This window comes from Kitasatospora sp. NBC_01246, assembly GCF_036226505.1.
Classification (GTDB): Bacteria; Actinomycetota; Actinomycetes; order Streptomycetales; family Streptomycetaceae; genus Kitasatospora.
The window spans coordinates 1,120,878-1,139,124 of record NZ_CP108484.1; the positions used below are offsets into that span (position 1 = coordinate 1,120,878).

An 18,247-nucleotide genomic window follows, 5' to 3' on the forward strand; every position below is an offset into this window, starting at 1 on the left:
AGCCCGGGCGGCGCATCCACACCGGAGATTCGTCGCGCCCCGCGGCTCGCGCGGGGCGACGGCTCGCGGCGAGGGGGCCCGGCGGGGCGGTTTCCCGTCCCCAGCTCCCGCCCCCGCCCAGGAGTCGCGTGGCGGGCGGGGGTGAGAGCATGAAGAACGGCCGCCGGACCTGGCCAGGTGCTCCGACGGCCGTGGCCCCGTCCGTCAGGGGGCGGAGCACTTCGAACGCTATGACAGTCCGCAGCCACTCGGCTACCGCGGTGGGCCGTCCGGGGGATGCCGCGTGTCGCGCGGCCTCCCGGACCGTCCGACCGATCCGCTACGATCCGTGCTCGAAAGGTCGCCCTGCGGCACCGGCGGACCTCGCCGCCGCACTCCGGGACACGACACGAAAGCGGTGATCACCCTGGCCAGGCCGCGCTCCAGCCTCGTCATCGCACTGGCACTCGCGACGGCGGTGCTCGGCGCCGCGGTGCCGCCCGGCACGGCCGCGGCGGACGCTCCGGCCGCCGGCGTCGGTGACCCGGTCTTCCCCCAGCTCGGGAACGCCGGCTACGACGTGCAGGGCTACGACCTCGACCTCCGCTACCGCCCCGACAGCCGCACGGTCGACGGCACCGCCGTGCTGACGGCGCGGGCGCTCACCGCCCTGCCCAGCCTGGAGCTGGACGCGCTCGGCCTGGACGTGCACGCCGTCCGGGTCGACGGCCGGCCGGCCGCGTTCCGCGCGCACGACGAGAAGCTGACCGTCGTCCCGGCCCGTCCGGTGCGCCGCGACGCCACGCTCCGGGTGACGGTCGACTACTCGGCCGACCCCGCCGCGAAGCTGCCGCACACCGGCTGGGTCCCCACCCCCGACGGCTTCGCGGTGGCCGGTCAGCCGGACGGCGCGCACACCGTGTTCCCGTGCAACGACCACCCGAGCGACAAGGCCCGCTTCACCGTCGCCGTCACCGCGCCGGACGCGCTGTACGGGGTGGCCAACGGCCGGCTCACGACGACCGAGCGGCGCGACGGCGGGCAGACCACCCGCCGGTACGTCTCGCGCGAGCCGATGGCCACCGAGCTGGTGCAGGTGTCGGTCGGCGACTACACGGTGCGCGAGCGCACCGGCCCGGGCGGGCTGCCGCTGCGGGACGTCGTCCCGACCGCGCGCGCCGCCGATCTGGAGCCCGCCCTCGCGCTCACCCCGGGCCAGCTGGCCTGGGCCGAGCAGCACCTCGGGGCCTTCCCGTTCGAGACGTACGGGCTGCTGCCCGCCAACACCGACGACCCGGCGGCCTTCGGCTTCACCGGGCTGGAGACGCAGACCCTCACCCTCTACAAGCCGAACTTCCTGCGCCAGCCCGAGCCCCTGATCGGCTCGCACATGATGCACGAGCTGGTGCACTCGTGGTTCGGCGACAGCGTCTCGCCGCGCACCTGGGCGGACCTCTGGCTGAACGAGGGCCACGCCGACTTCTACGGCCTGATGTACCGCTACGAGCGCGGCTGGCCGGACTCGGGCGGCTTCGCCACCCTCACCGACCGGATGCGCGACGTGTACGCCAAGGGCGACCAGTGGCGCCACGACTCCGGGCCGGTCGCCTCGCCGACCGCCGCCGACCTCTTCGACAGCCAGCGGTACACCGGCGGGGCCCTGGTGCTGTTCGCCCTGCGCGAGTGGGTCGGGGCGGCCGCCTTCGACCGGATCGAGCGGACGTTCCTCCGCCGGCACCGGGACGGCACGGCCACCACCGCGGACTACATCCGGACCGCCTCGGAGGTGTCCGGCCAGGACCTCACCGCCTTCCTCACCGAGTGGCTCTACGGCGACCGGACCCCGGCCATGCCGGGCCACCCGGACTGGACCGTCACGCCGGTCACGCCGACCGACCGCGCGGCCGACCGGTCCGTCCCGGCGCCGCGCGGCAGCGGGACGCTCTGAGCCGGCTCCCCTCCGGGGTGCCGGACCCACCCGGTGCGGCGGGCCCCTCCCCGCCTCCCGGCCGGCCACCGTCGCCACGGCCCCGCCGTACGCCGGAGCGCGCCGGTCCGGTGCGCTCGGGCGCCCATCGCGCGCCCTGTACGACGGGGGTCCGCGGGCGCATCGTGGTCACACGGCCCGCCCGCCGCCCGGCCGAGTTCCGGCCGGCTCGCGGGCCGTCCAAGGTCCGCGCGCCGGCCGGCCCCGGCGGCCCGCTCCGGACGATGCCGAGGCCCCGCCCGTGACGCCCGGCGGGGGCCGCGGCGCCGGTCCGCGACGCACTGCTGGAAAATGTGCCCTTCCGGCAGGCAACCCGTTCGACCTCCCATCGCGTTCAGCAGCCGTGAGTAGGACGACGACGGCACGGCCACCACGGCCGGCGATGACGGCGGGAACGACGGGAGCACCATGGCGGGGGCGGCACGATGAGGGATGCGACACCGGACTTCGAGGAGTTCGTCGCCGCCCGCAGCCCGCGCCTGCTGCGGATGGCCTGGCTGCTGACCGGCGATCCGCACCTCGCCGAGGACCTGCTGCAGACGGCGCTCGCCAAGGTCTGGCCCCGGTGGGAGAAGATCGCGATCGATCGGCCGGAGGCGTACGTCCGGCGGGTGCTGGTGAACTCGCACGTCTCCTGGTGGCGGCGCCGTTGGCACGGGGAACTGCCGCACGGCGAACTGCCGGAGCAGCCCGTGACCTCGGACCCGTTCGAGGAGCTGGTGGTCGGCGAGGTGGTGGCCGCCGCCGTCCGGGCACTCCCGCCGCGGCAGCGCGCGGTGGTCGTGCTGCGGTATTTCGAGGACCTGAGCGTCGAGGAGACCGCCGAGGCACTCGGCTGTACCACGGGCACGGTCAAGAGCCAGACGCACCGGGCGCTGCAGGCCCTGCGCGGCAAGATGCCCACCCGGGAGCTGCTGCTGGAGGGGGGACGCCGTGACCTGGTCTGACCCCGACCGCCCCGACCGCCGGCCCGGACACCCCGGGTTCGGCGACCCCGTGCTCGGCGCCCCCGACGGCCTCTCGATGGCGGACGCCGAGGTGGAGGACGAGCTGCGCGTGCTGCTGCAGCGGGCCGCCCCGCACCTGCCCGCGCCCGCCGACCGGATGGACCGGATCCGCGAACTCGCCGCCCGCAACCGCCGCCGGCGCCGGGCGGCCGGGCTCGGGGCCGGGCTGACCGGGGGCCTGCTCGCCGCCGCGCTGGCCGCCGCCCCGGCCATCGCCCCCGCGCCGACGCACACCGCCCTGCGTCCCTCGGCGGGCGGACCGGCCGCCGACGCACCCGGGAACGGGGCCCCGTCGCCGAGCCTGCCACCGGAGGGCGCGAGCCCGGCGCCGAGCGTCTCCCCGAGCTCCCTGCCCGTCGCCGAGGACGACTGGCAGGCCGTCCGGTACCCGGAACTCAACAGTGTGATCATCCGGGTGCCGCCTGGCTGGTCCACCCTGGTCGTGCGCTCCCCCGACCCGCTGCGCGCGACCGGGTACACGGCCAGCCAACCGCTGGCGGGCGGGCCCGAGTGCGCACCCGAGCCGGGCTACTGCACGCCCCTCACCGCCCTGGCGACCGACGGCGCACTCGTCAGCATGACCCTGCTCAGGGACCCGGCCTACCTCGGGAAGATCGCGGGGAGCACGATGGCCGTGCAGGACTCCACGATCGACAAGGAGTGCAGCCTCCGCGGCGGCACCAGCCAGCTCACCGGGTACCGGACCATCGCCCTGGGCGACGCGGTGGCGGTGGTCGAGCTGACCGCCTGCCTGAACCACGCGTCCACCCGGACCCTGGGCCTGGTCCAGAAGATCGTCGACTCCGTCCGGATCACCGGCGGCGCCTCGGGGGTCGCCGACGGCAGCCTGGTCGACTGAACCCGCCCGGCCCCGCTCCGCCCACCCCGCATCCCGAAGGCGGTCCCACCATGGCCCTGCCCCGTCGCACCCTCGTCGGCCTGATGCTGCTCCTGCTGGGCTGCGCGCCCGCCACCGCGGGCTCGGCGGCCGCCCCGTCCGCGCCGCCGCGTCCCGGATCCCCGGCGTCCCGGGACGCGGCCGAGCCCCCGCCCCGGTGCACCCGGCGCCGCCGGCACCCCGCGAACCGGCCCCGGCGGGCCTGCCGGGCCGCCGGGCCGGCCCCCGACCGGGGCGGCTCACCGCGGCGGCCCGGCAGGCCCTGGTGGTGAGCGGAACGCCGCCGCCGGGCGAAGGATCCCGCTGACGGCCGCCCGCCCCTCGACGTCCTCGGCGGCGGGCCGGACATCCGTCCTCCGACGGCGGCGGGACCGCGGGTCGCGGGCGGCAGACAGCCCCGGGCCCGGCCGGGTGACCGACTGGGCCCGGGGCGGACGGTGGTCAGTAGCGCAGCACGGCGGCGATCCGGTCGCGGCCGGCGAGCTCGCCGGAGGGGACGAACTGCACCTTGGCGCCGGTGTCCAGGGCACGCTCGACGATCTCGTCGACCATGTCGTCGCGGACGTCCGGCTCGTCGGCGGTGGTGGGCACCAGGTGGCTGTCCGTGACCCGCACCGGCTCCCAGTAGTCCTCCTCGACCGCCAGCAGCGCCGCCCGGCCCTCGTTCACGTTCTGCCAGACCTCGTCGATGCCGGCGGCCAGCGCCTTGACGCTCTGGGCCGAGTCGAGCCGCGCGTGGAGTTCGGCGACGGCCTGCTGCTCCTGCTTCGCGACGATGGGGCGGACGGCCTCGGCGACGGCCGCGGCCGAGGCGTGCCCCAGGCCGCCGCGCGGCACCTGGGCGGCGGCCCGCTTCACGGCGGTGCCGACCTCGTCCAGCAGGGCGAGCGCGGCGGCCTCGCCGAGCACGTACAGCGGGCGCGCGTCGGCCTCCAGGACCGCGGCCAGCGCGGTGTCCGCGTCCCGCAGGAAGCGCCTGGTCTCCTCGTCGCGGAAGGTGCTCGGCACGTCGCCGATCCGCTCCTTGCGCTCGACGTCCCAGTCCGGGCCGACCTGGTCCAGGGGGAAGGCGCCCGCCGTGTGCTCGGACAGCCGCGACGCCGTACCGCCGAACAGCGCGACCCGGTCGGCGGCGACCGTCAGCACCCAGTACGGCGCGCCGGCCGCGTAGGCGGAGACGAGGTTGCGGGTCAGGAAGGTTTCGGAGAACACCACCCGGGCGGCGACGCTCCGGGGCAGCGACCAGACCTGGTGCTCACCGGGCGCCACGAAGATCGCCAGACCGTCCTCGGCGTGCACCAGGTCGATCTCCCGCAGGGCCCGGTCCAACTGCTCCACCACGTCCAGCCGGTCCGCCCGGGACACGGCCTCGTCCGCGTGCAGCCGGTTCTTGGCCTCCGCGATCAGATTGCGCAGGCGCACCGGGTCCTGGGCGTTGTCGGGCTCGCTTCGGTGGGTGGGCAGCAGGATGGAGACGGCCGGGTAGCGCCGGGGGCGGCGCAGTTCGGCGAGGACGGCAGGCGTGAGCTCGGCTGCGTGCATCGGATGCCCTTCTTGTCGCGGTTGCCTCGACATGCTCGGCAGAATCAGATTCTCTTATGGTTTGCCAGCTTTGCCGGATTTGCCTCTCCACCCCTCCCCATCCAAACCCGCTCCTATGCCCGGCGCCACCGAAAAGGTGTCCGTATCCACGGTGGGACCGGGCGCACCGGACCCAGCGGGAGGCCCGCCCCCGCCCACGGAAGATCCGCCGCTCAGCTGAGACGCGATCAGAACCCCCTGATCGTCGGAGAGTTATGTCGTACGGCGGGCCCAGCTCCTACGCTGAGCGCTGTCGCGCGCACCGGCCGGCCACCGCGCTGGACGTGTCCGGCATGCTGCTCGCGGCGCGCGGCCGGCACGGCGGCGCGCGGCGGGCCCTGGCCGAGGCCGGCGGAGCTGCACCGGCGGGTGCACGGCCACGACCACCCCGCGTGGGCGGAGAACCGGTGGCGGCTGGGCCGGGTGGTGGCGGCCGCCGGACAGGACGCGCGGGCCCGCGGGTTGTTCGTCGAGGCACGGGCGGTGCTGGCCGCCCGGCTCGGCCCGGAGCACCCCCGGCTGGTACCGATCGACGCCGCGCTCGCCCGGCTCGGCCCCCGCCCGCGTGACGAGGACGGGTGAAGCCGGTGGCCCGGCCGTAACCCGGGTGGCGCAGTGTCGTTGGGCGGGGCATGAAGAAGCGCAGCTTGCTCGCCGTCGCCTCGCTCGCCGTGGGTGTCGTGGCCTCCCTCACCGCTCCCAGCGCGCACGCGGGCGCGATCGGCGGCCGGGGGGACCTGTCCGGCCCGCTCCAGCAGGGCGGCACGCTGAACGCCGCGCCCGACGCCCTGCCGGGGCAGGTCGGCGACGCCGGCGGGGTGCTCGGCGAGGCCACCGGTCACGTGACCGGTCAGGCGGACGGCCTGATCGGCCTGCCGTCCTGACGCCAGTCCGGGCGGTAGCGGCCGTCCCGGCGGTACCGGCGCTCGGTGGTCAGCCGAGCGGGGCGCCGAGGTCCTGGGTCCAGTAGAGGCCGCCGGGCCCGGTGGTCACGCCGATGCCCACGTCCTTGAAGCCGCAGTCCAGCATGTTCGACTGGTGGATCCCGCCGTCCATCCAACGGGAGACCACGGTGGCGGGGGCGGTCGGGCCCCGGTCGAGGTTCTCGCCCCACTGGGACCAGCGGTAGCCGGCCGCCGACAGCCGGGCGTCCGCGCGGGCGCCGTCGGGGTTGACGTGGTCGAAGTAGCTCCGGGCCACCATGTCGTCCGAGTGCTTCTGCGCCGCCGCGTGCAGCTTGGGGTCGATCCGCAGCGGGGCGCAGCCGACCTTGGCACGCTCGGCGTTGACGAGGTCCACCAGCTGGCGCTCCGGGCTGGGCGGCGTGGCCGGGCGCGCGGTCACCGGGGACGGCGGCGCAGTGACGGCCACCGGCGGCTCGGTGGGTGTCGAGGTCGGCGCCGGCGGGGCCGCCGGGGTCTCGGTGACGGGCGGTTCCGGTACGGACTGCACGGGTATCGCGGGCACCGGCAGGCTGTCGGGCAGGGTGTCGGGCGCGGCGCTCGGGGTGGTCGGTTCGGGCGCGGCGTGCTCGGGTCGCGGATGCGGCCAGACCAGGGCGAGGGTCGCGACGGCCAGCACCGCCGCCGTACCGCCCGCGACGGCCGTCCGACGCCGGATCGGGCCGAACCGGCCCTGCGCTCCCCCCGGTCCGGACGCTCCCCCGGAGCCCGTGGCACCGCCCCCCGGCCCGCCGGCGGAGCCCGGCGGCGGGGTGGAGCCGGCCGCGGCGGCCGCGGCCTGGAGCTGCAGCCCGGTGGGCGAGTCCAGCGGGATCGGCACCAGCGCCAGGCCGGCCAGCAGGCCCTCGGCGGGGAAGAGGTCCCGGCCGAGCCCGTCGCAGCCGGCGCAGCCCCGGATGTGCCGGGCGATGCGCTTGCGCCACACCGAGTCCGGGGTGCCGTCCCAGCCCGCCGTCAGCTCGACCAGCTCCGCGCAGCGCGGGTAGGCGGTGAGCGCCCGGACCACCACCCGGCCCGCCTCCAGCTGCTTCTTCATCCGCTGGACCCGGACCGCGGTGTGCTGCGGCGTCAGGTCGAGCGCCTCGGCGAGTTCGGCCCGGCTGAGTTCGCCGCAGGCCTCCAGCCACCAGAGCGCGAGCAGCTCCCGGTCGTCCGGGTCCAGCCAGCGGGTGGCCTCGGCGACCTCGCGGCGCTGGCCGGACAGCCCCAGCCGCAGGATGGTGAGGTCGGTGAAGTCGGCCCGCGGGTCGGCGAGCTCCCAGGCCTCGTCGAGGCCGCCGACGGTGCTCTGCTGCTGGCCGGTGAAGCGCCGGCGGACCTGGTTCATGGTGATCGCGACCAGCCAGGAGCGGAAGGATTCGGGGTCGCGCAGCCCGTCCAGGCCGTCCAGCGCCCGGATCATGGTCTCCTGGGCCACGTCGTCGACGTCGGCGTGGCCGTTCAACGCACGGCCGGCGACGTTGTAGACCAGCGGCAACCAGGCGGCGACCAGCGCCTCCTGGGCCTGCCGGTCGCCGGACTGGGCCGCCAGCACCAGGGTCGTCCCGGTCCTGCTCTGCACGTCAACGTTCATGGGTACGCACTCCGTCTTGCCGTCATCCGTCCGCCGTTGCCTCCTGGGAGACCTCGGGGAAGTGCTCAGATAACAACAATTCGCGCGGATTCGGAAACGGGGGTTCGAGCGGGGGCCGGAGATCAGGACGGGGAGGCGAAGACCTGGGTCCACCAGGGGCCGCCGGAGCCGGTCTTCACACCGACGCCGATCTGCTTGAAGGAGCAGTTCAGGATGTTGGCGCGGTGGCCGGGGCTGTTCATCCAGGCGTCCATCACGGCAGCCGGGTCCTTCTGACCGCGGGCGATGTTCTCGCCCCAGCTGCTCCAGCGGTAGCCGGTCGCCTCGATCCGGTAGTCCGCGTGCCGGCCCTCGGGGCTGGCGTGGTCGAAGTAGTTGCGGGCCGCCATGTCCTCGCTGTGGCCCTGGGCGGCAGTGGCCAGCCGGGAGTCGGCGGTGAGCGGTCCGCACCCGTTCTGGGCGCGCTGGGCGTTGACCAGGTCCACGACCTGCTGGGCGTACTGGGCCGCGGTGCCGCCCGCGGGGGCGCCGCTCGCGGGGGCCGCGGTGGTCCGGGGCGGCGTCGCGGCCGCGCTCGTCGAGGCCTTCGGGGCGGTGCCCGCGCTCGCGGTGGAGGTCGGCTTGGCGGTCGCCGAGGCCGTGGCCGGGGCGGACGCGGTCGTCGCGGCGGCAGCGGCCGAGGGGCTCTGGCCCGCGGCGGCCGAGTCGGACGGCGCCGGGGTCGCGGTGGCGGCGTGGGCCGGGTCGGCGGCGGACGGGCTGTCGGTGGGCGAGGGCTTCAGCGCCGGGTCGATGACACCGGACCCGGGGATCTGGATCCCGTTGTGGTCCCCGGCCTCCGCCGCGATCTGCGGGTCCAGGGCCACCGTCCACTGCCCGTCCCGGTCGGCGGACCCGTGGTAGTAGCCGTACCCGGCGCCGGCCAGCGCGGCGATCACCCCGGTACCCGCCACCGCGGCGACCACCGCCACCACCGGGCCGACGCTGCGACGGCGGCGGCCCCGACGGCCGCGCCCCCGGTGGCGGTCGGCCGCGCGCCGTGCCGCGCGGCCGCCGTCGGAGGCGTCCGGGCCCCCGACGGCGGGGAGGATCGTCGTCCTGTCTTCGCTGTTCACCTGGGCACACTTCCTGTTCGGGCCGGCCGGTACGGGTGCCGACACCTGGGAGACCCCCCGGCGGCGCGCCGATAACAGAAAGTACGAACGAATTTCCGATGCTCCGGCCTGTGGCCGGTGGCCGGTGGCCGGTCGGACCGGGGGAACCGGGGGGACCTAGGCTTCCGGAGCCTGTCAGCCGGCGGCGTCCGGCGCCATGGCGTAGGTCACGAGCACGGTCCGGTGGGGGACCTGGCCGTCCGTGCCGCGGGCCCGGTGGCCGTCGTCGGCGGTGCTCCAGCGGACGGCGTGCCGGCCGCGCCCGGCGGCGGTCGCCCTGAACCGGGCGAGCGGCGCGTCCACCGCAGCGCCGGCCCGGACGTCCGCGGCATGACGGGCCGTCGGATCCCTTCCACTGGACGGTACGGCCAAGAGCCCCGGCCGGTGCACTACGCGGTGGCGCAATCCCTCCGGCCGCGCCCGGGGCGTGTCCTGCGATCCGGAACGGGCCGCGTCGCGGATGCTGGAGCCTCCCCGCCCGATCCGTTCGCCGGTCCGATCCGCGCCTCCCGCGTCCCGGTCGGCCCCGATGCCGCGTCCGGCCCCGCTCTCGGGTCCGGCCGGCACTCGGGTCCGGCCGGTTCTCGGGTCCGGCCGGTTCTCGGGTCCGGCCGGCGCCGAGCCCCCATCGAGGAGCCCCCATGCTGCTCCGGCACCTGGCCCTGACCTCCCGCGCCGTGGCGGGCGAGCCCGGCCGCCGGGCCAAGACCACGCTGCTGGCGGACTGCCTGCGCGAGCTCGGCCCGGCCGAGGCCCCGGCGGCGGTGGCCCTGCTCTCCGGAGAGGCCCACCGGTTGCGCACCGGCATCGGACCGGCGGCCCTGCGCGACCTGCCGCCCGCCGTCGCCGAGCCGTCCTGGGGCGTCCGGGAGACCGAGCAGGCCCTGGAGACCATCGCCGGGGTGCACGGCCCGGGCGCCAGGGCCGAGCGGCAGCGGCTGCTGGCCGAGCTGTTCGGGCGGGCCACCGAGGTCGAGCAGGCGTTCCTGCGGGCGGTGCTGGTCGGCGAGCTGCGCCAGGGCGCGCTGGACGCGGTGGTGGCCGACGCCGTCGCCCAGGCCGCCGGCGTCCCGGCGGCGGCGGTGCGGCGGGCGCTGATGTTCCGGGGTTCGGCCCGCGCGGTGGCCGAGGCCGCGCTGACCGGCGGCGTGCCCGCCCTGGAGGCGTTCCGGCTGGAGGTCGGCCGCCCGGTCCGGCCGATGCTGGCCGCCTCGGCACCGGACGTCGCCGCCGCGCTCGACCGGATCGGCCCGGCCACGCTGGAGTGGAAGCTGGACGGCATCCGGATCCAGGTGCACCGGGACGGCCGGGACGTCGCGGTGTTCACCCGGAGCCTGGACGACATCACCGCCCGGGTGCCCGAGGTGGTCGAGGCGGCCCTCGCCCTGCCGGTCCGCTCGGCGGTACTGGACGGCGAGGCGATCGCGCTCGGCCCCGACGGCCGCCCCCGGCCGTTCCAGGAGACCGCCGCGCGGACCGCCTCCCGGCAGGACCCGGACCGGCTGCGCGCCGAAGTGCCGCTCAACGCCTACTTCTTCGACCTGCTGCACCGCGACGGCGTGGACTTCGTGGACCGGCCGGGGCTGGACCGCTGGGCGGCCCTCGACGAGTCGGTGCCGGCCGCCCTGCGGGTGGCGCGCACCGGGACGGCGGACCGCGAGGCCGCCCTGGCCTTCTTCCGGGACACGCTGGCGCTGGGCCACGAGGGCGTGCTGGCCAAGGACCCCGCGGCCGGCTACGCGGCCGGCCGGCGCGGAGCCGGGTGGATCAAGGTCAAGCCCCGGCACACCCTGGACCTCGTGGTGCTCGCCGCCGAGTGGGGCAGCGGCCGACGGCGCGGCTTCCTCAGCAACCTGCACCTCGGCGCCCGGGCCGCCGGCGAGCCCGGCCTCGGGCCCTGGGTGATGCTCGGCAAGACCTTCAAGGGCCTGACCGACGAGACGCTCGCCCGCCAGACCACCGAACTCCTCGCCCGGGAGGTCGAACGGGACTCGTACACCGTGCGGGTACGGCCGGAACTCGTCGTGGAGATCGCCTTCGACGGCGTCCAGCGCAGCCCCCGCTATCCCGCCGGGCTCGCCCTGCGGTTCGCCCGGGTGCTGCGCTACCGGCCCGACAAGAGCGCGGACGAGGCGGACACCGTGGCCACCGTCCGGGAGATCGCCGCGGCGGAGGGGCTCAGCGAGGCCGGACCCGCCTCGGAAGGGTGATGACGGTCGGTCAAACCGCCTTTGCCAGAGCTTTGTTCGGGTTGAGTGTGGAATCGGCCATTCTGCACGAGTATGGCGACGCACCCTTCGTGTGCGACAGAGCGACGGCTACGTTGGCGTGGACGGCGGGGGGCAGCCGGCCCGGGCGATCCGGTGCCACACCACTGAGAGGTGTCCGTACATGCAGGTGAGCATCGACCAGGACCGCTGCTGCAGCTCCGGCCAGTGCGTCGTCACGGCGCCGGAGGTCTTCGAACAGGACGACCACGACGGCCTGGTGAGGCTCCGTCTGACCGTTCTGCCGCCGGCGCGGTTCGCCGACGTGCGGCTGGCCTCCGAGCTCTGCCCGGGCGGCGCGATCACCGTCGCCGAGGAGGCTCCGGAGAGAGACCGGGAGCGGACGGGCCCCGCGGCCGGTTAGGGGCCGCCGCCGGGCCGGTGCTCCCGCCCGCCCCGGGCCGCCCGCCGTCCTCCTTGAGCGTCCGCCCTCCTTGAGCTTCCGTCGTCCTCCTTGACCACCCGCCGGGCCCGACCGGTCCGGCGCCCCCACCGGCCGCCGCCCACGGCGGCCTTCCCCACGTCACCCGGCATCCGGTTCCCGGCCGCCGGACGGGCCCGCGTGTCCACCCCCCGGGGCCCGCCGCCCGTCCGCTGCCGCCCGCCCCTGCCGCCCATCGCTCCGCCACGCGAGGAGACCCCACCTTGACGAGCACGCCCACCGCCCCCGCCCCGCTGCTGCCCGCCCCGCACGACGGCGTCTGCCCGTTCAGCCCGCCCCCCGTCTACACCGAGGCCGCCCGCGCGGGCACCGTCACCCGCGCCGCGCTGCTGGACGGCTCCTCCTGCTGGCTGGTGACCGGATACCACGAGGTCCGCTCGCTGCTCTCCGACCGCCGTTTCAGCGCGGACGTCCGCCGTCCGGAGTTCCCGTCCTTCACCCCCGGCCGGCGGGCAATCCTCGCCGCCAACCCCAACTTCCTCCGCCTCGACGACCCCGAGCACTCCCGGCTGCGCCGCATGGTCACCGGGGACTTCCTGGTCAAGCGGGTCGAGGCGATGCGCCCCGAGGTCCAGCAGATCGTCGACGAGGCCCTCGACAGCATGACCGCGTCCGGTGGCCCCGCCGACCTGGTCGGCGACTTCGCGCTGCCGGTGCCCTCCCTGGTGATCTGCCTGCTGCTGGGCGTCCCGTACGAGGACCGGCAGATGTTCCAGGAGCTCAGCCGCGTCCTGGTCAGCACCACGGTGGAGGAGGCCGAGGTGCGCCGGGCCCAGACCGAGCTGCTCGACTACCTCGGCGGCCTCGCCGCGCAGAAGCGGCGCCGCCCCGGCGACGACATCCTCAGCCGGCTCGCCGCCCGCGACGACCTCAGCCTCCGCGAGATCGCCGCCACCGGAATGCTGCTGCTGGTCGCCGGCCACGAGACCACCGCCAACATGATCGGGCTCTCCACCCTCCTGCTGCTGCGCCACCCCGGGCAGGCCGCGCGGCTGACCGACCCGGCGGCCGTCCCCGGCGCGGTCGAGGAGCTGCTGCGCCACCTCACCATCATCCACATGGGGCTGCCCCGACTGGCGCTGGAGGACGTCGAGCTGGGCGGCGTCCGGATCCGGGCCGGCGACGGGGTGGTCGCGATGCTCTCCACCGCCAACCGGGACGAGGAGCTCTTCGGCGCCCCGGGCCACCTCCCCGCCGACGAGCTGGACGTGGACCGGGACGCCCGGCGCCACCTCGCGTTCGGCTTCGGAGTGCACCAGTGCCTGGGCCAGCCGCTGGCCCGGGCGGAGCTCCAGATCGCCCTCGCCACGCTCTTCCACCGGCTGCCCGGGCTACGGCTCGCCGTGCCGGAGAGCGAGCTCACCTTCCGTTCGGACGCGTTCATCTACGGCCTGAAGGCGCTGCCGATCGCCTGGTGAGACCCGCCACCGGAGCGGATCCGCGCCCCGGAACGGGCATGACGCGGGCGCGGCCGGGCAGAAGGGGTGACGCAGGCACCCGTCCGGTCCGGCCGATCCGGTCGGCCGCGACCGCGGAGCCCGGTCGGCCCCGGCGCACGGGGCTCCCGGGCTCGGTTGGCCGCGGCGCGGGCACCGAGGCAGGCTGGAGGGGCGAAGCAGGAGCCCGGCCCGGCGGCCGGCCCGCACCACGGCAGGCTGTGGTGCTCTCGGGCGACCCCGGCCGGCCGAGGAGACGGAGCCCGCGATGACCGATATGAGCGCACGGTCCGAGGTGAGCGTCGATCGGGAGGAGGACATCCGCGCGGCCGACCCCGAGGAGGGCATCACCTCGATGCAGAACCAGCACGCGCAGGACACCTCGCAGGCGGAGGGCGCACCTCCGGAGGAGCCCGAGGCGTACAGCTGACCTTCCAGGACGAAGGATCTCCACGAGGCCGCCCGCCGGACGGGCGGCCTCCGCGACCGCGGGTGTCGCTGCCCGCTCGGCGGCGGCCCGGCGGGGAAGGATGGGCGCATGAGCGAGCAGCAGCAGAGCGCATCGGCGGCGCAGGGCGCACGGCCGACCGGGAGGCCCGGGGACCCGCGGGCGTCCTGGGCCACCTGGACCACTCAGTCGATCATCAGCGGACCGGGCGGAGTCACCACCGCCGAGGTCGGCCCGATCTCCGGCGACCTCACCGTGCACACCACGTGGGTGGACGGCGAGGCCCGGCTGACCGTGCAGTACACCGGGGCGCTGGACTGGTACACCGTGGCCGGCAGCCCCGTGCCGGCGACGGACGAGATCACGGCGCGGGCGATCCACCAGGCCATGGTCAACACCGTGAAGACCGGGCGCGGGGCCTCTGCCCCGCAGGCGCCCGGCGTCTGAGGCGCACACGGGGGTGACCCCGCTCCCGGGTGCCCGGGAGTGGGGTCACCCCCGTGTGGCGTTCCCCGACGCGAGTCGCTCAGGGCCGCGGCTCGCCCCGCTCGCCCTTCAGCGGCGGGGCCGCGGCGGCCCAGTACGCGCGGTCCGCCGTGCTGCGCCGGTGCCTGAGGTCCTCCCGGACCTCCTTGGCGAGCTTGCGGGTGTCACGCTGGTTGACGGTGGCGCCGATGCCTGCCCCCACCAGCAGTGGGATCAGCGAGGGCAGGCGGCGCAGCGTACTGCGGGTGAGCCGTTTGCGGACCTGCTGACGGACCTCGGAGCCGAGCGCCATCGCGGCGAACCCGGCCGGCTTCACCAGCAGCGTCGCGTCGATGCCCCGGCGGTTGGCCCAGGCCGCCACGTAGGCGGAGGCCCGCTGGGTGGCCGTGCCCTGGGCCGCGAGGCCGTACACCTCGTGCAGTTCGGCGATCAGCTTGATCTCGACGGCCGCCACGGCGAGCGTCTCGGCGGCGATCTCCAGCGCCATCGCCGGCGGCACGGGCAACATCGCCGCGGCCCCGACGCCCGCGCCGAGCGCGCCGGAGGCGCGGCTGGCGCCGCTGACCAGCAGGTCGGCCAGCCGCTCGGGGTCGGCCGCGTCCGGGTGCTGGGCGCGCAGGGTGGTCAGGCTCCGGACCGGGATGCGCGGCGCGGCCTGCATCAGCTGGTCGGCGAGGGCCCGGCCGCCGTAGGCGGCACCCTTCGCGGCGGCCAGGCCGCCGCTGCCGAGCCGCCGGGAGACGGACCCGAGCAGGGCCGTGGCCCGGCGCTTGTCGCGCTCCGCGCGGTACTCGGCGAGCTGCCCGGCGGGCCCGCCCTCGACGCCGGGGGCGGGCCGTTCCAGTTGTTCGACGAGGTCCGCCAGTTCCTCGGCGACCTGTTCGGGGGCGGGCTCCGGCTGCCGGGAGCGTCCCGGTCTCCTGAAGATTGCCATGCTCTGCGGTTACCCGGTGAACCGCGGAGGTACGCGCTATTCGGTGATCTCCACCCCGCGCCAGAAGGCCACCCGGCCGCGGACGTGCTCAGCGTCCGGCAGCGGGTCGCGGTAGTACCAGGCCGCGTCGGGGTTGAGCTGGCCGTTGATGTCCAGCGTGTAGTACTCGGCGGTGCCCTTCCAGCCGCAGACGGTGGTGGTGTCGGACGGGCGCAGGTACTCCGCGCGCACGGATTCGGCCGGGAAGTAGTGGTTGCCCTCGACCACGGTGGTGTCGTCGCTCTCGGCGACGACCGTGCCCTGCCAACTCGCTGTAGTCATGAGCCGATTCTGCCCGAGGCCGCGAGGGGACAACCGGCCGGGCGTGACCCGGCCCGCCGCCGGCGCGGTCCGGTGGGCCGCAGGCGGCGGAGGGCTCCCCGCTACGGCAGTGGTTCGGCGTGCACCGGGAAGTGCGGGGACTGGTGCCCCCCGCTGGCGAGCATCCGGACCTCGCCCGAGTCGCTGATCTCGGCCCGGACGATGCCCGTGGCGTCCTCGTAGACGGGGTGGCCGCCGGGACCGGTCGTACTGGTGCGGGAGACCACGACCACGTCCTGCGGGGCCTGGGTGCCGGGCGTGCCCGGGAAGGTCAGTACGTAACGGTTCGCGGGGTTCATCGCCGATCTCCTCGGTCCACCTGGTCCCAGCTGTCCCTGGCGCCCATGCTGCCCCTACAGGTCTGCGCCGGGCCGACCGGCGGCTTCCCGCCGTCGGATCAGGCGGCGGCCCCCGTGGTCCGGGCGGGAGCGCCGCGGACCTCCAACTCGTCGAGCAATCGGGCGGTGGCCTCGGCGACGGCTTCCACGGCGCGGTCGAAGGCCTCCTGGTTGTGCGCCGCCGGGGCGCGGAACCCCGACACCTTCCGCACGTACTGGAGGGCGGCCGCGTGGAAGTCCTCATCGGAGGCGTCCGGCGTCACGGGCGGTCTCAACGTCTTGATACTGCGGCACATGACCCCAGTCTCGCGCGCGGGGGCGCCGCTGGCGACCCCCATGTGTCACCGTCCGGCCATGGGCGGCACCTGGTGGGGTCATCCGATCGGATTAGGATTTCGCCCAGACGAATTGCCCGTCATCCCCGCGCCGCCCCGCTCCCCCACCCCGCCCCCACCGGGTCGCCCCGCCCGGTCACCTGTCTGCACCGGCCCGACGACCGTGCCGGACCCCCTGCCCGGCTCCCGCCCGGGCGTCACCCCGGAGTCCCCCTTGCCACTCGCGCTGGTCGCCCTGGCCGTCACCGCGTTCGCCATCGGCACCACCGAATTCGCCGCCATGGGGTTGCTGCCCCAGGTCGCCGAGAACCTCCACGTCTCCATCCCCCAGGCGGGGTGGCTGATCTCCGCCTACGCCATCGGCGTGGTGATCGGCGCACCGCTGCTCACCGCGCTCGCCGCCGGACGGCCTCGCAAGCCCGTGCTGGTCGCGCTGGCCGGCCTCTTCGCGACCGGCAACCTGCTCTGCGCGATCGCGCCCGACTTCTGGTCGCTGGCGGCGGCCCGGTTGATCACCGGGCTGCCGCACGGGGCGTTCTTCGGCGCCGGGGCGGTCGCGGCCGCCGAGCTGGTCGCCCCGCACCGGCGGGCCCGGGCGGTCGCCGTGATGTTCTCGGGCCTGACCGTCGCCAACATCGTCGGGGTCCCGGCCGCGACCCTGCTCGGCCAGCACCTCGGCTGGCGGGCCACCATGCTGGTGGTGGTCGCGATCGGCGCGCTCGGCACCGTCGCCATCGCGCGGCTGGTACCCCAGCTGCCCACACCCGCGCAGTCCGGCCTCCGGCACGAGCTGGGGGCGTTCCGCAGCGGACAGCTCTGGCTGGCCCTCGGCACGGTGGTGTTCGGCTGCGGGGGATTCTTCGCCTGCTACAGCTACATCACCCCCCTGCTCACCGAGGTCTCCGGCTACGCCACCGGATCGGTGACGCTGGTGCTGGCGCTGTTCGGGGTGGGCATGACGATCGGCAACGTGCTGGGCGGCATCGCCGCCGACCGCGCGCTGCGGCCGACCCTCTGCGCCGCCTTCCTGCTGCTCGCCGCCACCCTGGCGCTCTTCGGGGTGACCGCCCGCACCGAGTGGTCGGCCGCACTGACGGTGGTGCTGGTCGGGCTCTTCGGCTTCGCGATCGTCCCGGCCGTGCAGACCCTGGTCCTGCAGAAGGCCCGCAACGCCCCGACCCTCGCCTCGGCGACCGTGCAGGGCGCGTTCAACCTGGCCAACGCCCAGGGCGCGTACTTCGGCGGCCTGGCCCTGGACGCCGGGCTCGGCTGGACGTCGCCGACCCTGGTCGGCTCGGGCCTCGCCGCCTCGGGTGCGGTGATCGCGGTGATCGCCTGGGCCGCCGACCGCCGCCGCCCCGGGACGGCCGCCCCGGTACCGGTCCCGGCCCTCGGTCACCCCCTGCCCACCGCCGAGGCAGTCGCCCGCACCTGACCGGCCGGGCGGGGGCGCGCCGGGCGAGGCGCCGCACCCGATGGCCTCGCCCCGTTCGACGCCTACGCCGTCCGACGCTCCACCGGCTCGATCTTCCGGTGGGCGTCGGCCAGGAGGCGGTAGCCCTCGCCGTTGAAGGTGACGCCCGCCCGCTCCTCCTCGGTCAGCTCGCGCCGGATCCTGGCCGGCACCCCGGCGACCAGGGAGCCCGCCGGCACCTCCATGCCCTGCGGGACCACGGCCCCGGCCGCGACCAGCGAACCGGCCCCGATCCGGGCGCCGTTCAGCACCGTGGAGTTCATCCCGACCAGCACGTCGTCCTCGATCACGCAGCCGTGCAGGACAGCGTTGTGGCCGACCGAGATCCGCTCGCCGATCACCAGCGGGAAGCCCAGGTCCGCGTGCAGCGTGCAGTTGTCCTGGATGTTGCTGCCCGCGCCGACCGTGATCGCCTCGGCGTCGCCGCGGATCACCGCGCCGTACCAGACGCTCGCCCCGGCGCCGACCGTGACCGACCCGACCACGACCGCGTTGGGTGCGACGAAGGCGGTCGGGTCGATGTCGGGCACCCGGTCCCCGACTGCGGCGATCAGCGGCTCTGCCATGTCTCGTCCTCCTGGCGACA

20 protein-coding genes are annotated in these 18,247 nt (G+C 75.9%); 11 read left to right on the forward strand and 9 right to left on the reverse strand.

Translation table 11 applies throughout. The features are described from left to right. Positions 1 to 406: 406 nt before the first annotated feature. The 3 genes from OG618_RS05025 to OG618_RS05035 all read left to right on the forward strand — a co-directional run bounded on the left by OG618_RS05025 (position 407) and on the right by OG618_RS05035 (position 3,832). The gene (locus OG618_RS05025) at positions 407 to 1,927 is read left to right on the forward strand and encodes a M1 family metallopeptidase (RefSeq protein WP_442906929.1); all 1,521 of its coding nucleotides are present in this window, start codon (positions 407 to 409) and stop codon (positions 1,925 to 1,927) included. 464 nt (positions 1,928 to 2,391) lie between these two features. Next, positions 2,392 to 2,913: a SigE family RNA polymerase sigma factor gene (locus OG618_RS05030; protein ID WP_329485957.1), complete on the forward strand. Its 522-nt coding sequence runs from the start codon at positions 2,392 to 2,394 to the stop codon at positions 2,911 to 2,913. Next, positions 2,900 to 3,832: a hypothetical protein gene (locus OG618_RS05035; protein WP_329485958.1), complete on the forward strand. Its 933-nt coding sequence runs from the start codon at positions 2,900 to 2,902 to the stop codon at positions 3,830 to 3,832. The genes OG618_RS05030 and OG618_RS05035 overlap by 14 nt, the downstream gene beginning before the upstream one ends. A 480-nt stretch (positions 3,833 to 4,312) precedes the next feature. On the opposite strand, the gene OG618_RS05040 is transcribed toward OG618_RS05035, so the two are convergent. Then, a complete protein-coding gene (locus OG618_RS05040; RefSeq protein WP_329485959.1) occupies positions 4,313 to 5,413 on the reverse strand; it encodes a baeRF3 domain-containing protein in 1,101 nt (366 codons plus the stop codon). Between the two features lie 408 nt (positions 5,414 to 5,821). Here OG618_RS05040 and OG618_RS05045 point away from each other — a divergent pair, with 408 nt between their 5' ends. After that, complete coding sequence (locus tag OG618_RS05045; protein WP_329485960.1) at positions 5,822 to 6,034, forward strand: hypothetical protein; 213 nt, start codon at positions 5,822 to 5,824, stop codon at positions 6,032 to 6,034. A gap of 50 nt (positions 6,035 to 6,084) precedes the next feature. Continuing rightward, positions 6,085 to 6,336, forward strand: a complete 252-nt coding sequence (locus tag OG618_RS05050; protein ID WP_329485961.1) for a hypothetical protein — start codon at positions 6,085 to 6,087, stop codon at positions 6,334 to 6,336. Positions 6,337 to 6,385: 49 nt separating this feature from the next. Here the strand turns inward: OG618_RS05050 and OG618_RS05055 are convergent, their stop codons facing one another. The 3 genes from OG618_RS05055 to OG618_RS05065 form a co-directional block, all read right to left on the reverse strand. Then, a complete protein-coding gene (locus OG618_RS05055) occupies positions 6,386 to 7,987 on the reverse strand; it encodes a sigma-70 family RNA polymerase sigma factor (RefSeq protein WP_329485962.1) in 1,602 nt (533 codons plus the stop codon). Between the two features lie 122 nt (positions 7,988 to 8,109). Continuing rightward, on the reverse strand, positions 8,110 to 9,102 hold the full coding sequence (locus tag OG618_RS05060; RefSeq protein ID WP_329485963.1) for a CAP domain-containing protein: 993 nt from the start codon (positions 9,100 to 9,102) through the stop codon (positions 8,110 to 8,112). A 174-nt stretch (positions 9,103 to 9,276) separates the two neighbouring features. After that, positions 9,277 to 9,444: a hypothetical protein gene (locus OG618_RS05065; RefSeq protein ID WP_329485964.1), complete on the reverse strand. Its 168-nt coding sequence runs from the start codon at positions 9,442 to 9,444 to the stop codon at positions 9,277 to 9,279. A gap of 338 nt (positions 9,445 to 9,782) precedes the next feature. Here OG618_RS05065 and OG618_RS05070 point away from each other — a divergent pair, with 338 nt between their 5' ends. From OG618_RS05070 to OG618_RS05090, 5 genes are all read left to right on the forward strand, one after another. Next, a complete protein-coding gene (locus OG618_RS05070) occupies positions 9,783 to 11,351 on the forward strand; it encodes an ATP-dependent DNA ligase (RefSeq protein WP_329485965.1) in 1,569 nt (522 codons plus the stop codon). A gap of 181 nt (positions 11,352 to 11,532) precedes the next feature. Next, entirely contained in the window at positions 11,533 to 11,772 is a 240-nt protein-coding gene (locus OG618_RS05075) for a ferredoxin (RefSeq protein ID WP_329485966.1), read from the forward strand. 281 nt (positions 11,773 to 12,053) lie between these two features. Continuing rightward, entirely contained in the window at positions 12,054 to 13,268 is a 1,215-nt protein-coding gene (locus OG618_RS05080; protein WP_329485967.1) for a cytochrome P450, read from the forward strand. 286 nt (positions 13,269 to 13,554) lie between these two features. Then, positions 13,555 to 13,716 (forward strand): hypothetical protein, encoded by a 162-nt coding sequence (locus OG618_RS05085; protein WP_329485968.1) that lies wholly within the window; start codon positions 13,555 to 13,557, stop codon positions 13,714 to 13,716. Positions 13,717 to 13,824: 108 nt separating this feature from the next. Further along, positions 13,825 to 14,181, forward strand: coding sequence for a hypothetical protein (locus OG618_RS05090; RefSeq protein ID WP_329485969.1), 357 nt, complete (start codon positions 13,825 to 13,827; stop codon positions 14,179 to 14,181). A gap of 79 nt (positions 14,182 to 14,260) precedes the next feature. Here the strand turns inward: OG618_RS05090 and OG618_RS05095 are convergent, their stop codons facing one another. The 4 genes from OG618_RS05095 to OG618_RS05110 form a co-directional block, all read right to left on the reverse strand. Then, on the reverse strand, positions 14,261 to 15,154 hold the full coding sequence (locus OG618_RS05095) for a hypothetical protein (RefSeq protein WP_329485970.1): 894 nt from the start codon (positions 15,152 to 15,154) through the stop codon (positions 14,261 to 14,263). 36 nt (positions 15,155 to 15,190) lie between these two features. Beyond that, positions 15,191 to 15,475, reverse strand: a complete 285-nt coding sequence (locus OG618_RS05100; protein ID WP_329485971.1) for a DUF427 domain-containing protein — start codon at positions 15,473 to 15,475, stop codon at positions 15,191 to 15,193. A 101-nt stretch (positions 15,476 to 15,576) separates the two neighbouring features. Then, the gene (locus OG618_RS05105; RefSeq protein WP_329485972.1) at positions 15,577 to 15,813 is read right to left on the reverse strand and encodes a DUF6296 family protein; all 237 of its coding nucleotides are present in this window, start codon (positions 15,811 to 15,813) and stop codon (positions 15,577 to 15,579) included. Positions 15,814 to 15,911: 98 nt separating this feature from the next. Then, a complete protein-coding gene (locus OG618_RS05110; RefSeq protein WP_329485973.1) occupies positions 15,912 to 16,148 on the reverse strand; it encodes a DUF2277 domain-containing protein in 237 nt (78 codons plus the stop codon). 253 nt (positions 16,149 to 16,401) lie between these two features. On the opposite strand from OG618_RS05110, the gene OG618_RS05115 reads away from it, so the two are divergent. Next, positions 16,402 to 17,622, forward strand: a complete 1,221-nt coding sequence (locus OG618_RS05115) for an MFS transporter (protein WP_329485974.1) — start codon at positions 16,402 to 16,404, stop codon at positions 17,620 to 17,622. Positions 17,623 to 17,684: 62 nt separating this feature from the next. Here the strand turns inward: OG618_RS05115 and OG618_RS05120 are convergent, their stop codons facing one another. Further along, positions 17,685 to 18,227 (reverse strand): gamma carbonic anhydrase family protein, encoded by a 543-nt coding sequence (locus tag OG618_RS05120; protein WP_329485975.1) that lies wholly within the window; start codon positions 18,225 to 18,227, stop codon positions 17,685 to 17,687. Between the last annotated feature and the right edge of the window lie 20 nt (positions 18,228 to 18,247).

What these genes read in the sequence shown, in the direction of transcription:
- OG618_RS05075 (WP_329485966.1), top strand. Translation starts at nt 11,533, where the DNA reads ATGCAGGTGAGCATCGACCAGGACCGCTGCTGCAGCTCCGGCCAGTGC.
- OG618_RS05095 (WP_329485970.1), bottom strand. Translation starts at nt 15,154, where the DNA reads ATGGCAATCTTCAGGAGACCGGGACGCTCCCGGCAGCCGGAGCCCGCC.
- OG618_RS05040 (WP_329485959.1), bottom strand. Translation starts at nt 5,413, where the DNA reads ATGCACGCAGCCGAGCTCACGCCTGCCGTCCTCGCCGAACTGCGCCGC.
- OG618_RS05070 (WP_329485965.1), top strand. Translation starts at nt 9,783, where the DNA reads ATGCTGCTCCGGCACCTGGCCCTGACCTCCCGCGCCGTGGCGGGCGAG.
- OG618_RS05110 (WP_329485973.1), bottom strand. Translation starts at nt 16,148, where the DNA reads ATGTGCCGCAGTATCAAGACGTTGAGACCGCCCGTGACGCCGGACGCC.
- OG618_RS05030 (WP_329485957.1), top strand. Translation starts at nt 2,392, where the DNA reads ATGAGGGATGCGACACCGGACTTCGAGGAGTTCGTCGCCGCCCGCAGC.
- OG618_RS05050 (WP_329485961.1), top strand. Translation starts at nt 6,085, where the DNA reads ATGAAGAAGCGCAGCTTGCTCGCCGTCGCCTCGCTCGCCGTGGGTGTC.
- OG618_RS05120 (WP_329485975.1), bottom strand. Translation starts at nt 18,227, where the DNA reads ATGGCAGAGCCGCTGATCGCCGCAGTCGGGGACCGGGTGCCCGACATC.
- OG618_RS05100 (WP_329485971.1), bottom strand. Translation starts at nt 15,475, where the DNA reads ATGACTACAGCGAGTTGGCAGGGCACGGTCGTCGCCGAGAGCGACGAC.
- OG618_RS05055 (WP_329485962.1), bottom strand. Translation starts at nt 7,987, where the DNA reads ATGAACGTTGACGTGCAGAGCAGGACCGGGACGACCCTGGTGCTGGCG.
- OG618_RS05105 (WP_329485972.1), bottom strand. Translation starts at nt 15,813, where the DNA reads ATGAACCCCGCGAACCGTTACGTACTGACCTTCCCGGGCACGCCCGGC.
- OG618_RS05085 (WP_329485968.1), top strand. Translation starts at nt 13,555, where the DNA reads ATGACCGATATGAGCGCACGGTCCGAGGTGAGCGTCGATCGGGAGGAG.
- OG618_RS05090 (WP_329485969.1), top strand. Translation starts at nt 13,825, where the DNA reads ATGAGCGAGCAGCAGCAGAGCGCATCGGCGGCGCAGGGCGCACGGCCG.